General features: G+C 66.5%; 14 protein-coding genes. 3 read left to right on the forward strand and 11 right to left on the reverse strand.

Annotation, left to right across the window (positions count from 1 at the left end; genetic code table 11):
* The first annotated feature begins 1 nt into the window (after position 1).
* The 3 genes from DB31_RS39275 (at position 2) to DB31_RS47345 (ending at position 3976) form a co-directional block, all read left to right on the forward strand.
* Positions 2-1474, forward strand: a complete 1473-nt coding sequence (locus DB31_RS39275; protein ID WP_044197934.1) for a phosphonate C-P lyase system protein PhnG — start codon at positions 2-4, stop codon at positions 1472-1474.
* Between the two features lie 145 nt (positions 1475-1619).
* Positions 1620-2330: a Bax inhibitor-1/YccA family protein gene (locus DB31_RS39280; RefSeq protein WP_044198053.1), complete on the forward strand. Its 711-nt coding sequence runs from the start codon at positions 1620-1622 to the stop codon at positions 2328-2330.
* A 191-nt stretch (positions 2331-2521) separates the two neighbouring features.
* Positions 2522-3976, forward strand: coding sequence for a FadR/GntR family transcriptional regulator (locus DB31_RS47345; RefSeq protein ID WP_075306445.1), 1455 nt, complete (start codon positions 2522-2524; stop codon positions 3974-3976).
* A gap of 30 nt (positions 3977-4006) precedes the next feature.
* On the opposite strand, the gene DB31_RS39285 is transcribed toward DB31_RS47345, so the two are convergent.
* The 11 genes from DB31_RS39285 to DB31_RS39325 form a co-directional block, all read right to left on the reverse strand.
* Complete coding sequence (locus tag DB31_RS39285) at positions 4007-6034, reverse strand: Ig-like domain-containing protein (protein ID WP_044197936.1); 2028 nt, start codon at positions 6032-6034, stop codon at positions 4007-4009.
* Between the two features lie 61 nt (positions 6035-6095).
* Positions 6096-6377: an Ig-like domain-containing protein gene (locus DB31_RS45670; protein WP_052420600.1), complete on the reverse strand. Its 282-nt coding sequence runs from the start codon at positions 6375-6377 to the stop codon at positions 6096-6098.
* Positions 6314-6808 carry an Ig-like domain-containing protein gene (locus DB31_RS51735; protein WP_420806743.1) on the reverse strand — a complete coding sequence of 165 codons (495 nt, stop codon included), beginning with the start codon at positions 6806-6808 and terminating at the stop codon, positions 6314-6316. The genes DB31_RS45670 and DB31_RS51735 overlap by 64 nt, the downstream gene beginning before the upstream one ends.
* Positions 6706-7251, reverse strand: a complete 546-nt coding sequence (locus tag DB31_RS45675) for an Ig-like domain-containing protein (RefSeq protein ID WP_157232386.1) — start codon at positions 7249-7251, stop codon at positions 6706-6708. The genes DB31_RS51735 and DB31_RS45675 overlap by 103 nt, the downstream gene beginning before the upstream one ends.
* A gap of 62 nt (positions 7252-7313) precedes the next feature.
* Entirely contained in the window at positions 7314-8099 is a 786-nt protein-coding gene (locus tag DB31_RS39295; protein ID WP_044197938.1) for a phosphate ABC transporter ATP-binding protein, read from the reverse strand.
* Positions 8096-8950: a phosphate ABC transporter permease PstA gene (pstA, locus tag DB31_RS39300; protein ID WP_083969161.1), complete on the reverse strand. Its 855-nt coding sequence runs from the start codon at positions 8948-8950 to the stop codon at positions 8096-8098. The genes DB31_RS39295 and pstA overlap by 4 nt, the downstream gene beginning before the upstream one ends.
* Entirely contained in the window at positions 8943-9821 is an 879-nt protein-coding gene (gene pstC, locus DB31_RS39305) for a phosphate ABC transporter permease subunit PstC (protein ID WP_044197940.1), read from the reverse strand. The genes pstA and pstC overlap by 8 nt, the downstream gene beginning before the upstream one ends.
* A complete protein-coding gene (locus DB31_RS39310; protein ID WP_083969162.1) occupies positions 9778-10602 on the reverse strand; it encodes a phosphate ABC transporter substrate-binding protein in 825 nt (274 codons plus the stop codon). Before DB31_RS39310 ends, pstC begins: the two co-directional genes overlap by 44 nt.
* A 129-nt stretch (positions 10603-10731) precedes the next feature.
* A complete protein-coding gene (locus tag DB31_RS39315; protein ID WP_044198059.1) occupies positions 10732-12342 on the reverse strand; it encodes a Na+/H+ antiporter in 1611 nt (536 codons plus the stop codon).
* A gap of 102 nt (positions 12343-12444) precedes the next feature.
* On the reverse strand, positions 12445-12852 hold the full coding sequence (locus DB31_RS39320; protein ID WP_276203685.1) for an arsenate-mycothiol transferase ArsC: 408 nt from the start codon (positions 12850-12852) through the stop codon (positions 12445-12447).
* A complete protein-coding gene (locus DB31_RS39325) occupies positions 12849-13229 on the reverse strand; it encodes a (2Fe-2S) ferredoxin domain-containing protein (protein WP_044197942.1) in 381 nt (126 codons plus the stop codon). The genes DB31_RS39320 and DB31_RS39325 overlap by 4 nt, the downstream gene beginning before the upstream one ends.
* Positions 13230-13663 lie beyond the last annotated feature (434 nt).

A 13663-nucleotide genomic window follows, 5' to 3' on the forward strand; every position in this document is an offset into this window, starting at 1 on the left:
CGTGAATGAACTTTTAGAAGTGCTGCGGTTCCAGGCCCCCAAGTTCGGCGCCGAGCTGGCCCAGACTGCCTACAAGCGAGGCCTGGCTGTGACGGCGAAAGACGGCACCACGCGTCCCATCCCCATCACCGGCACGGCCGTCATCTTGGACGCCGCGGAGATCCGCCGCCGCTCGGAGCTCGCCGCGAAGCTGTCCTCGGCCACGCTGAAGATGGCGGACGCGGTGCTCAACGGCGGAACCCGGGACGTGCTGCTCGGGGCCCTGTCACCGCTGGAACGCTCCATTGCCGAGCGCACTTGGCAGCAGGTCTCCCGTTTGGCCACCACGCGCGTGGACTTCTTCGTGAACACGGCGAACCAGCCGCGCGCGCTGGAGATCAACACCACGATCCCGGCGATGCAGGGGTACTCGGACATCGCGGCCCGGACGTTCCTGGAGGTGGTGGCGCGTCACTTCGGCTATCCGGAGAAGGCCATCCACGCGCTGCTGACGCTCAACGGCAGCAACGCCCTGGCACTCTACCGCGCGCTGCTGGACGGGTACGCCATCGAGCGGAAGGGCCAGCAGCCCAACACGATCGCCCTGCTCTGCCGGCGCAACGACTCGCAGATCACGGAGCTGCGCTACCTGGCCGAGCGCTTCCGAGAGTTCGGCGCGGACGCGGACGTAGTCCACCCGGACGAAGTGTCGGGCGATGACGCCTTCATCGTGAACGGCAAGAAGTACGATCTGGTGTACCGGCACCTCTTCGTACGTCGGCTGGAGGAGACGCCCTCGCCGTGGGTGGAGGATTTCCTGGGGACGGTGCCCGGGAAGAAGGCCGTCTTCCTCAACCCGCCCACCTCGCAGATGGAGGTGAAGACGACGTTCGCGCTGCTCTCGCAGGCCCTGGCCGAGCCGGAGCTGGCCGAGGGCATAGGGCTGAGCGCCGACGAGCTGGAGGCCATCCGGGCCTGCGTGCCGTGGACGCGGCGCTTCCGTCACGCGCCCACCCAGGGGCCGGGTGGAGAGAAGCTGGACGACATCGTGGCCGCCGTGGCCGCTGAGCCCCACCGCTACGTGCTCAAGCGCGCGTGGGACTACGGCGGGAAGGCCGTGTTCTTGGGACGCTCGGTAGGCACAGTGCCGTACAACGAGCGTGCGCAGGCGCTCTACGGGGCGCCGCTGGGCTGGGCGGAGCTGTGCGAGCGCGCCGTCACGGACCCCACGGGTGGCGGCTACGTGGTGCAGGAGGTGGTGGAGACGCAGCCCGAGGACCACTTCGTGTGCACGGAGACAGGAGCACTGCCCTCGTCGTTCTACGTGGACTACTCGGCCTATGCCTCGGTGGGACTGGCGAAGCAGCCCGCCTGGGGCGGCGTGTGCCGGGGCTCCATGGGGGAGATCGTCAACATCATGGGTGGCGGCGGAGTCATCCCCCTCATCACCACGGAGGTCGCCCACAAGCTGCTCATGGCGTGGAAGGCCATCTGAACCTGGGATTTCACGAGCAGCCAGACAGCCTCGGTCCTTTCCACTTTGGGCGGGCGGAGGGAGCACAGCACCCACCGCTTCGCGCTATATAAGGTAGGCGGATACCGCCGGGGTGCTCCCGGCGCAGGAAAGGACGAAGCAGACCATGGGTTGGGAAACCAATGGATGGCAGACGACCTCCAGCGAGGAGGTGAACGCCACCCTCGTGCAGGAGTCTCGGCGCGCGTTCATGTCGCGCGTGTATGGCTGGATGTTCGCCGGCCTGTGGATCACCGGTGTGATGGCGCTCTACACGGTGAGCAACCGGGCGCTGCTCGAGTTCACGTTCCAGTGGCGCATCCCGCTGCTGCTGGCGGAGCTGGGCCTGGTGTTCGTGCTCTCGCTGGCGGCGGCGCGGCTGCCGGGCGCATTGGCCGGCGCGCTGTTCGTGGGCTACGCGGCGCTCACAGGCATGACGCTGTCCATCTACTTCCTGATCTACACGGAGGGCTCCATCGGTCAGGCGTTCCTGATGACGGGCGGTACCTTCGGCGCGATGAGCCTCTACGGCACCTTCACGAAGAAAGACCTGAGCGGCTGGGGCGCGTTCCTCTTCATGGGCTTGGTGGGCATCATCATCGCCAGCGTGGTGAACATCTTCATGGGCAGCGACATGATGGGCTTCGTCACCGCCTGCGCCTGCGTCGTGGTGTTCGCGGGTCTGACGGCCTATGACACCCAGAAGCTGCGCGAGATGCACGCGGCCACGGGCTACAGCAGCGCCGCGACTGTCAGCATCGTCGGCGCGCTCACGCTGTACCTGGACTTCATCAACCTCTTCCTGGCGCTGCTGCGGCTGTTCGGTCGCCGTCGCTAGCCATCTGGCGGAGTGAGCCCGAGCATCGTGGCCCGGGCTCGCTCCCAGCGCTGGGCCTATACGCTCGAGCTTGAGCCCCAGAACCAAGCGGGTGTCCCCCTGCAGTGGGACATTCCCCGAGGCCCGCTCAGCGCTCGTGTCAGACCCATCTGATGTGCTCCTGGCCCTTTGCAACGAGAAGGGTGGCGGGCATGGAACGGACGGGGCTCGTAGCGCACATCGAGCATGACCTCGAGCAAGTGATCTCCTGGGGCAAGCTGCCCAGGAATGGCTTTCTTCCCTCGGAGCAGGTGCTGGCAGAGCGCCACGGTGTCTCACGAGCCACGGCCCGGGTGGCATTGCTACGGCTCGAAGCGCGAGGACTGGTGGTGCAGCACCCTGGACGCCGGAGCCGCGCGGTGCCTTTGCAGGAGGCAGTGACGCTGGAGAACCTGAGCGTGGCACTCCACGCCGAAGGCCCCTCCCATCCAGAGAGACAGCGCCTGCTGGAAGGATTCCTCGAGCTCAAGCGAGAGCTGATGGTGGATTTGCTGGCCGCCTGCTGCGAGCGAGCCTCCGCGTCCAACTTGAGCCAGCTCCTAAACGTATGCTTCACGTTAGGAGAGGCGGCGCACTGGGAAGAGAGCAGCGTCTGGGCAAGACGGGAGTTCGAGCTGCTGCGGTTGGCCGCTGTGGCGGCGAACCGTCCTGGGCACTTCCTGCTCGTCCAGACGCTGGAGCGCTCTTTCTGGGCCATGGCCGCACGACTGCTCCCCGTTCTGGACTGCGCGGCCATCCGCCACTGGGGGCTCTGTGCCTTCCACGCGTTGGGAGACAAAGACGCTCAAGCACTGAAGCGAGAGTTGCCGGCGCTGCTCCAGGCAAGCGATGAGCGCGTGCTCAGCTCGCTCGCATCAACCCGCCGTGAGTACACCCCACCGCCAAGACTCCACGGCTCGGCGCATCAAAGACCTGAGCGGAGTTCCAAGTCCAAGCCCACGGGAGACAAGGAAGTGGACGCGGATCATCCTCACCGACCTGCTTGTCAGACCGGTTTACACGAGGAGCCGCCGGAAGATGCCCTTCCCTTCGAGCCCCTTCAGGGCAACCTGCCGGATACGGCAGTGCTCCGCGGGGCTGCTGGTCAGACCGGTTCGCGCGAAGGGCCATCGGAAGCTCCTGCTCCTTCTGCGACGCCGCCGCGCCAGTTGCCAGACGCAGCCGTGGCCTACCGGTCTGCTTGTCAGACACGTGCGTGCCAGACACCGCATGAGGAAACACCGCCCGCTGAGGGTGCTCAGCGCCAGTTACCAGACGCAGCCGTAGCCTACCGGTCTGCTTGTCAGACACGTGCGTGCCAGACACCACCGGAGGAAACACCGACCGACGAGGGTGCCCAGCGCCGCTTGTCCGAACTGACCGTGGCCAACCAGTCTGCTTGTCAGACACTTTCGGAGCAGGTGCGAAAGGCCTTCGGCTCCGAGTCTGAATCCTGGTTCACACGCTCCGGAAGCGATTCCGGCGGAAAGATGTTCGGGGCAGGCGAAGGCTCGGGCCTGGAAGCGCTCCGGGGCGCACAGGCGTGGTCGCCCATTCCATGGTCACGATGTGCCTGGGCCCGCCTACCGCTTCCCATGGCACCGGCGCTGAGGGTGGGTTCTGTATAGCCCCCTCCCGTATCGATGCCCGAGGACTCGCTACTGGACTGTCACCACGACCAGTGCGGAGGTGGTGACGTTGCCCACCAAGTCGGTGGCCCGAGCCGTCAGCGTGTGCTGTCCCCTGGACACGAGCAGGAGGCCCCAGGTCACGCTGTAGGGCGCCGTGGTGTCTGTCCCGATCAGCTTGCTGCCATCGTAGAACGCCACCTGCGCCACTCCGTTGGTGTCGCTCGCGTTCGCCTGAATCGTTGTGCTCAGGGACACCTTGGCTCCATTCGCCGGCGAGGTGATGACCACGGTGGGGCTGGCGTTGTCCACGGTGATGCCGATGATCTCCGAATCCTGGTAGTTGCCAGCGATGTCAAAAGCCCTGGCAAACATACCGTGCTGGACGTTCGAGAACGCCAGGGTGTCCCAGGGCACGGAGTACGGCGCGGTGGTATCGGTCCCGATCAGCGCGGAGGCGTAATACCCGTACTCGTAGAACTCGACCCTCGTGACACCTCGGTCATCACTGGCGCTGGCCGTCAACTGGACGACGCCCCGAACCACCGAGGCACGGGCGGGAGCGGTGAGCGCCACTCCGGGCCGGTTCCTGTCCACGATCATCGAGAGCGGCGCAGAGGTACCCACATGGCCCACGGCGTCGTAAGCCTTCGCGGTGAGCGTGTGCGTGCCGTCGGCCGCGGTCTGAGTACCCCACGCCACGGCGAAGGGCGCCGTAGTGTCCGTCCCGATCAGCGTCTGGCCGTCATAGACCTCCACGCGCGTCACGTTGAAATCGTCCTCGGCCGCGACCTTCACTGTGAACGTGCCGGTGATCTGCTGATTGGCCACAGGCGCCGTGATGACCGCCGTGGGAGCTGCGACGTCCACCGCCTCCCCTACTCCGAAGACCAGATCGTCCCGATCATCGATGGGGCCGTTGCTACACGGCGTGGGGAACATCTCCCCGTAGTGATAGTTGGCGCGCACAGCCTGCACACGCCCCTCGGGGAGCACGTACTCCGACGAGAACACCTGAAGGTCTCGCATGTTCCAGTCCAGCCGGTGCGTGGCCAGGTGCGTCCACACGGGCGCAGAGGCATCGGTCGCGGAGAAGAGCTCCACGACGTAGCCGGGGAAGAGGTCCGCCTCGACGGCGACATCGACCCGGACTCGTCGGCCTGCCGCGAAGGGGAGCCCATCCGACCGCGACACCCGAAGCCAGTGGATCTGCTCGTCTCGATAGGAGTTATCCGTGCCATCCGCACAGCTACCTCCGATCGTGTTCGGCGCGTGGGGCTCGGGGCCATAGAACCCGCGGCCCTGCACCAGCGCCGCAGTGTCACAGATCGAGGAGCCCTCTGGGCATGTCGGGACGCCCCTGCCCAGGTCGTACTCGGCCGAGCCCGGCTGGGCCACCGTGACGGTCACCGGCACACTCAAGGTGCGATTGCCCTGTTCATCCCTGGCCTCTGCGGTCAGCGTGTGGGTACCGTTCGGGACCGCGTGGGAGTCCCAGGTCAGAACGAACGGCGCCGAGTACACCGCCTTGACGAAGGTGCCATCGGCGTAGAAGTACACCGAACTCACGCTGCGGTCGTCGCTGGCGGACGCCTCGACCGAGACCATGCCCGCCAGAGAGGCTCCCTGCGCCGGCGAGATGATGCTCACCGCCGGAGGCACGTAGTCATTGTCCACGATGATGGAGACCGGAGCCGAGGTCGTCACGTGCCCATCGCCGTCGTAAGCCTTCGCCGTGAGCACATGGGGGCCGTTCGGGAAGTCATCGGTGAACCAGAAAGTGCTGTAGGTGGCCGAGGTCACCGACGTCATGTAGTTCCCATCCAGGAAGAACTCGACCCGGCTCACCGAGACGTCGTCCTTGGCGTCTGCCGTGATCCAATCCAAGCCGTGGACCCTGGCGCCCTGCACCGGAGAGGTAATCGCGACCGTGGGCTCGCCCAGAGCGCCGCGAACCGTGCCGAAGACCGGAGCAAGGTCCTCCAGAGCGTTGTCATCCTGGGGCCCACAGGCCATCAACGCGAACCCCGCGATCAAGCAGAACTGGAAAAATCGCATATCTCTATTTGCCGGAGAGGCATGCGACTGGATCCGCCAAGTTCACGTGGGGGCCGACCCGCTAATGGACCGTCACGACCACGGGTGCGGAGGTGGTGACGTTGCCGGCCGAGTCCGTAGCCCGAGCGGTCAGCGTGTGCTGGCCCTTGGACACGAACAGCGTGCTCCAGTTCAGGCTGTAGGGCGCGGAGGTGTCCGTGCCGATAACGGTGGCTCCATCGTAGAAGACCACCTGGGTCACGGCGTTGTTGTCGGCCGCCGTCGCCTGGATCGCCGTGCTCAGGAACACGGACGATCCGTTGGCCGGAGAAGTGATGGCCACCGTGGGGCCCAAGTTGTCCACCGAGACGTCCCGGTAGACCTCCCGGAAGTTCCCCGTGGCGTCGTAGGCGCGAATGTAGAGTTGGCGGTATCCATTGGGCCCCCGCTGTGGTGTCCCACGTCGCGGAGTACGGCTCGGTGGTGTCGCCGTTGAGCAGCGTCGCGCCGAGAGAACTCCACCCGCGTCACGCCCCGGTTGTCGCTGGCGGCCGCGTTCACCTGGACCGACCCCCGGACGAGGGAGCCCTGAACAGGGCTGTGGATCAGCAGTGTGGGCGGCGTGTAGTCGATGATCACCGGCACCGCCGCAGAGACCGTGGCGTGGCCCGCGGAGTCGTAGGCCTTCGTGGTCAGCGAGTGGGTGCCCTCCGACAGATCGTCGTGCTCGTCCAGGGTGCCGCTGGTGCAGGCCGCGATGTTGAGCGCGTCATGCCGCAGGGTGGCGCGCACCACCTGGAGACTCCCGGCCGGGAGAACGTCATCCGCCGAGAGGCCTGGAAGCCCAGCGCCGTCCCTCGGACGGTGGTCACGTACGTCCACGAGGGGGCGTTGGCATCGCTGGCGTAGAAGAGATCCACGGACTCGTTGGTGGTGCTGTTCACCTCCACCCCGACGTCAACCTGGACGCGGCGGCCCGTCGCGAAGGGAGCGCCGTCCGCCCAGGAGACCCGGCCCCAGTAGATCTGGTCGTCCTGCCACAACTGGCCGTACGGATCCGTGGTGTCCGTGCCGAGCAGCCGGGTGCCCGCGTAGAACTCTACCCGCGTCACTCCGCTCGGGTCCGAGGCCGTGGCCGACAGCGTCCCCCCACGAGCAGGGTTGCCCCCGCCGTGAGGCTGGTGATGATCGACGGTAATCTGAGCTGGCTCGCCGGCGGTCAGGGCCGATCCGTTCAACCGCGCCACCATCCGTATTTGTTGGGTATGCCTGAAATTGGATCGCCCGGGCTCTGGAAGGCTCAGCCTCGGAGTCCTTGGATGTAGGCCGCTGTTACCGGGTTCTGAGGGGCCTCGAAGATCCGCGCCGTGGGACCGGACTCGAGCAGGTAACCGCGCCCCTCGCGGGTCCAGAACACGGCGGTCTCGTCCGCGATGCGGCGGGCCTGCGCCAGGTTGTGGGTGACGATGACGATTGTACAGCGCCTCCGGAGCTGGACGACGTGATCCTCCACCACCCCGCTGGAGATGGGATCCAAGGCGCTGCAGGGCTCGTCGAGCAGCAGCACCCGCGGCCGGAGCACCAGCGCCCGGGCAATGCACAGCCGCTGTTGCTGGCCTCCCGAGAGCGCATGGGCTGAGCGGTTGAGCCGATCCTTCACCTCGTCCCAGAGGCCCACGTCCCGGAGAGCCTGCTCGATGCGCTGCTGGCGCTCGGTGCGATCTCCGACGCCGTGCTCGCGCAGCGGCAGCTCCAGGTTCCTCCAGATGGAGAGCGGGAACGGGTTGGGGCGCTGGCTGATCATCCCCACCTGCCGCCGCAGCGCCAGCAAGTCGATTCCGCGCGCCAGGACGCTCTCTCCGCCCACGGTGAGCTGACCGGAGACGACACAGCCCTCGTAGAGATCGGTGAGCCGGTTGATGCAGCTCAGGAAGCTCGTCTTGCCGCAGCCCGAGGGCCCCACGAGCGCGGTAATGGCACCACCCGAGACTTCCAGCGACACGTCCTCGAAGGCCAGCGCCTTCCCGTAGCGGACGCTCACCTTGTCCGCGCGGATGGCTGGGCAGTCCGCGACCGAGGCGCTCATGAAGCCACCACCCTCTTCATGGACCACCTCCGGCTGACCCACATGGCGCTCCGGTTCAGCACGATGAGCAGAACCATGAGCACCAGGGCCGAGGAGTAGGCCATCCCATCCCCGCCGGAGACGTTCATGGCCAGATCATAGATATGGACCGAGAGCGTCCGGCCCGACTCGAAGAGGGACTCGGGCATGCGAGCCACATAGCCGCTGGTGAAAATGAGCGCCGCGGTCTCCGCCAGCGAGCGGGTCACGGCGAGGATGAATCCCGCCACCAGCCCCGGCATCGCCGAGGGAATCAGCACGTGGGCAATCGTCCCGGTCCGTGACAGCCCCAGGGCCGCGGCGGCGGTGCGGTAGTCCTGGGGCACGGCGCGCAGCCCCTCCTCCGCCGTCCGGGTGAAGTACGGCAGCACCATGCACGCCAGTGTGAGCCCGCCCGACAGCAGCGAGAACCCCAGCCCGAGCCGCTGGCAGAACAGCGCATTGCCAAAGAGGCCGAACACCACGGAGGGGACACCCGCCAGTACGTCGAGGCTTCTCCGCACGAAGCGCCCCTGACCACTCGAAGCTGGCAGGAACTCCGCCAGCAGAAGCGCCGTCCCCAACCCCAGAGGCACCGTCACGGTCATGCAGATCGCGACGATGATCAGCGTGGAGACGATGACGGGGGCAATGCCCCCTTCCCTTCCCGCGTCCTCTGGGTTGGCCGTGAGGAAGTCCAGGGACAGGTGAGCGAAGCCGTGCTGGAGCACATCCCCCACCAGCCACGCGAAGAGCGTCGCGACGAGCAGGGCCGCAGCCCAGAAGCCCACCATGGCCAGCCGATCCGCTCCACGAGGGACACGCTCACGCATCGGCCCGCTCCCGGCCCACGAGCTCCGCGCAGGCGACGATCACGAAGATCATCAAGAACAGCATCAAGCCGCTCGTGAAGAGCGCAGCCCGGTGGTTGCCCATGGCGTAGGCCATCTCGAGCGCGATGTTGGCCGTGAGGGTCCGCACCGGATCGGTCAGCCGGGCAGGCACCTGAACGACGTTGCCACAGACCATGAGGACAGCCATGGTCTCGCCCACGGCGCGTCCGGTCTGCAGCAGCGCTCCGGTGACGAGCCCACGCCGGGCCGCGGGGAGAGCCACCTCCCGCACCGTGGTCCACCGCGAGAGCCCGAGCGCCGCCGCTCCCTGGAGGTACTCGCGCGGCACCCGGGCCAGGGCGGCGTCCGCCACCACCACCATGGTGGGGAGGATCATCAGCGCCAGAACCAGAATCCCCGCTAGCACGCTCGCCCCGAGTGGCCGGATGCGCCCGATCAGCGGGACGACGACCATGAGCCCCCAGAGCCCGTACACGACCGAGGGGATCCCCGCCAGCAGCTCGATGATGACGCGGTAGCCGCGCGCCACCAGCGGAGGCGCATAGAAGTGACAGAAGACGGCCGAGGCGATGCCCAGCGGCGCGGAGATCAGCACCGCGCCCACGGAGACCAGCACCGTCCCCGCAAACATGGGCGCCAGGTTGTACGCGCCCTCCAGCGGGTTCCACGAGCGATCCGTGAAGAGCCGCAGCGGAGAGACGGTGCTCAGCAGCGGGAACGACTCCCGCGCGATGAACAAGGCAATGAGCAGCACGATGGCCGTGGAGATGACGGCCATGCCCCGCAGCCCCCACAGGAGCAGTGCGTCACTCCCCCATCGGGATGAAGTACTGCTTCTCCACGAGATCATGGGTCTCAGGCGACTGCGCGAAGGTGATGAACTTGCGGGCCAGCTCGTTCTGCTGGCCCTTCTTCGTCACGAGGTGAAGCGTCCGGGCCAGGGGGAACGTACCGTTATGCAGGTTCTCCAGGCTGGCGGCGACGCCCGCCATCGGCAACAGCTTGAGCGCCTCGCCGTGCTTCGCGGCGAACTCGGCGGCCCCAATCGACACGTAGCCGATGGACTCGGGAGAGGTCTCGACCGTCTTGATGCCCTGTTGGTTGTCGCCGATGACGACCTGCGCCTTGATATCGGAGTTCTTCAGCTTGAAGTGGTACAGGAACAAGTCCAGCGTGGAGCGACCCTCCGCCTTGTTGACGACCACGATGGGCTTGTCCTCTCCACCCACATCCTTCCAGTTCGTGATCTTCCCCGTGAAGATGGACACGAGCTGCTCATCGGTCAGCGAGGCAACCGGGTTGGTTTGGTGGACGATGATGCAGATCCCATCCCGGGCCACGGGGTGCGCGTCCAGATCCGTCTCGTCAGGCTTCAGGTCTCGCGAGACCATCCCGATATCGACGAGGCCCTGACGGGCATCCATGACGCCTCGCGAGGAGCCCCCCATCTGCACATCTACCCGGGTGCCAGGGTTCTTCTTCTCGAAGCGCTTGGCCACTTCAGAGACCAGGGGCGCGAGGGTGCTCGCGCCACTCAGCGTCAGCTTCGAAGCGGCCTGCTCGGACTTCTCGGACTTGCAGCCGGTAGCCAGCACCAGGGTGACAGCAGCCGCGATCCACGCTCGGGTCATGCGGTGCCTCTTTAGCACCTCCGCGTTTGGACTTCCCAATCGCGGGGTACCTCCCATCAGCCCTCTGGCCGAAAACGACTCCCCGGGCGCGTCCAGCGAAGCCACCCGGGGTCCATCTTTGCCTCCTTCTCAGGAGGCCAGCGCCTGCGGGGGCGGCGCGTGGGCGTCCTCCGCGGGCACGTGGGCCTCCGCGTCCTTCGCCTTGGCCATGCGCTCGTCCAGTTCTGTGGTGAGGTGCTCAAAAACCTCCTTATTGAGCGTGCCCTGCTGGTAGGCACTAAAGAGGGCGTCCTTCTCCACGATGAGAACGCGGCGGATGGCCTCCTGCTGCTCCTCCTCGTGGAAGCGGTTGGACTGCTGCTTGAGCGTGGTCAGCTCCTGCTCCACCGCCTGGGCCTTCTGCTGGTAGTCGCGCTCCATGGGCTCCAGCACATCCACGGGAATCTCACGCCTGCGGCGCATGGCCTCCAGCGCCGCCAGCGCCGCGTGGATGGCACCCAGCCGGCCCCGGGCCAGCTCATACTGCTCCTGGTACACGTCCTTGAGACCGGTGATGCCCAGCTTCTTGAGCACCGGCGCCATGGTGAGGCCCTGGAAGATGATGGACAGCACCACCACGCCGAACGTCATGTTCACCAGCAGCTCGCGGTGGGCGAAGTCGTCCGGAAGGCCCAGCACCAGCACCATGGACACCGCGCCGCGCAGGCCGCTCCAGGTGAGCACCGCGCTCCACCTCCACGGCATGCGCTCCGACGTGAGCCGCAGCAAGCCCGACACGCCGTAGACGACCACCGCGCGGCCCAGCACCACCGCCGCGTACGCCAGCAAGATGGGCAGCCACGATGCGAGCAGCGACGAGAGCTGCACCTCCAGGCCGATGAGCAGGAACACCACCGAGTTGAGCGCGAACGCCAGATACTCCCAGAAGCTCTCCACCGCGATGCGCGTCGTGGGCCCCATGCCCTGCTGCGCCGCCCAGTTGCCGCACAGCATGCCGGCCACCACCGTCGCGATGACGCCCGAGTAGTGGAAGTGCTCCGCCACCACGAAGGACCCGTATGCGGCGATGACCGTGCAGGTGATCTCCACCATGGCGTCCTCCACACGCAGGATGACCTTCCCCACCGCGAAGCCCACCGCCACGCCGATGAAGGCGCCCATGCCGGCGACCTTGATGAAGTCCAGCACCGCGCTGCCCACCGTGAACTCCTTGCCGCCGACCACGCCCACCACCAGCGTGAACAGCACCACGGAGGTGCCGTCATTGAGCAGGCTCTCCCCCTCCACCAGGATGGCCAGCCGCTTGGGCGCCCCCAGGGCCTTGAACAGGCCCACCACCGCGATGGGGTCCGTGGACACGATGAGCGATGCGAACACCATCGCGTGGATAAGGCCAAAGCCCTCCAGCGCGTTCATCCCCCGCATCACCGGGGAGAGCAGCAGCGCCGTGAGCCCCATGGACGCCACCACACCCGGAATCGCCAGCGAGGTGATGGCCAGCTTGTTCTTCCAGAACTTGCGGAAGTCGACATGGAAGGCCGCCTCGAACAGCAGGCCCGGCAGGATGACCGCGAACAGCAGCTCCTTCGTCAGGTGTGGCGGCTCGAAGGCTTGCACGATGCCCAGGCCCAGGCCCGCCAACACCAACGCCACTGTGTACGGAAACTTGAAGTAGCGCGCCGCGATCGCCACCGCCGTCGCGATGGAGAAGAGCAGCACGAAGGCCAACTCGAAATGCATGGTGCCCCAATCTGGTTTGAACTCAAAGAGCACCAGAATGCCATGCGCGACGGGCGGTGGGGCAACCCCCTCCGGATGAAAAAAAGGGACGGGCCCCGCTGTCTAGAGGGCCCAGCCTTCGCGCTCCAAGAGCTTCGCGACACGGGTCCGCACGTCATCGCGGATGCGGCGCACTTGCTCGACAGGCTTTCCCTTGGGGTCCTCCAGCGGCCAGTCGTCGCGCTTCAGGCCCGGCACAGAGGGACACGCGTCCCCACAGCCCAGGGTGATCAACCACTGAGCCCCCTGCGCCAGCTCGTCCGTGAGCTTCTGGGGCTTCGTGCCCGACAGATCGATCCCCAGCTCGCCCATCGCCGCCTGGACTTCAGGGTGGACGCGCTCACCGGGCTGCGTTCCCGCGGAGACGGCCCTCGCCTTCTGGGAATCGGCCAGCGCGTTGAAGAACGACGCCGCCATCTGCGAGCGCCCCGCGTTGTGCACGCACGCGAAGATGACCGTCTTCACCGTCACGGAGTGCCCGGAGGCTTCGTGTCCGCCGGCTTCGCCTCACCGGGCTTCGCTTCCTTCTTCGCGAACTTCATCAGCAGCCGCTCCACCGGGCGCCCGCCGATGAGGTGCTCCTCGACGATGACGGGCACGTCCTCCAGCTTCACGCCGCCGTACCACACCCCCTCGGGGTACACGACGACCGACGGCCCGAACGCACAGGTGTCCAGACACCCTGCCGCGTTCGCCCGCATCGTCCCCTTGATGCCGCGCTTGTCCAGCTCGGTCTTGAAGGCCGCCCGGATCTCCTCGCTGCCCTTGGTGGCGCAGTCCCCCTTGGGGTGACCGTCCGGGCGACGGTTCGTACACACGAAGATGTGGCGCTGGAAGGGAGGTGCCATGACGTCCTCCTCCTAACGTAGGCCTTGCCCGAAAGCGACCACCGCGCGCGCAAGCCCCCTCCCCATTCGCAGCCGGGGGACTAGGCAACCCATCGGGTCGTGACCAGACTCCCAGCAAATATCACTGGGTGATCAGTCTGATATCCATAGTGTGACCATACATGACGTGTCATATAAGGACTTCCCATGCGACGCACCTTGACGTTTTTTGTCAGTCGGGGCTACAAACGCGCCCCCTGCTCGCCCCGGCCGGTCCCTGGCCAGCCGAGCGTCGCAGGCGGATAACCAGGTAACGCCCCCCATCCATAGGGTGTGGGATAGCGAGGGATACAGGATATGGGGTTCGCAGTTCGAACCGGGTGGGTCTTCCGCGCGGGCTCCTGTCTCCGCTCTCGGGCGTTGGTTTTCCGGTCCAGCAGTCCCCTGCTCATCCG

Origin of the sequence: Hyalangium minutum, assembly GCF_000737315.1 — a bacterium.
GTDB lineage: Bacteria > Myxococcota > Myxococcia > Myxococcales > Myxococcaceae > Hyalangium > Hyalangium minutum.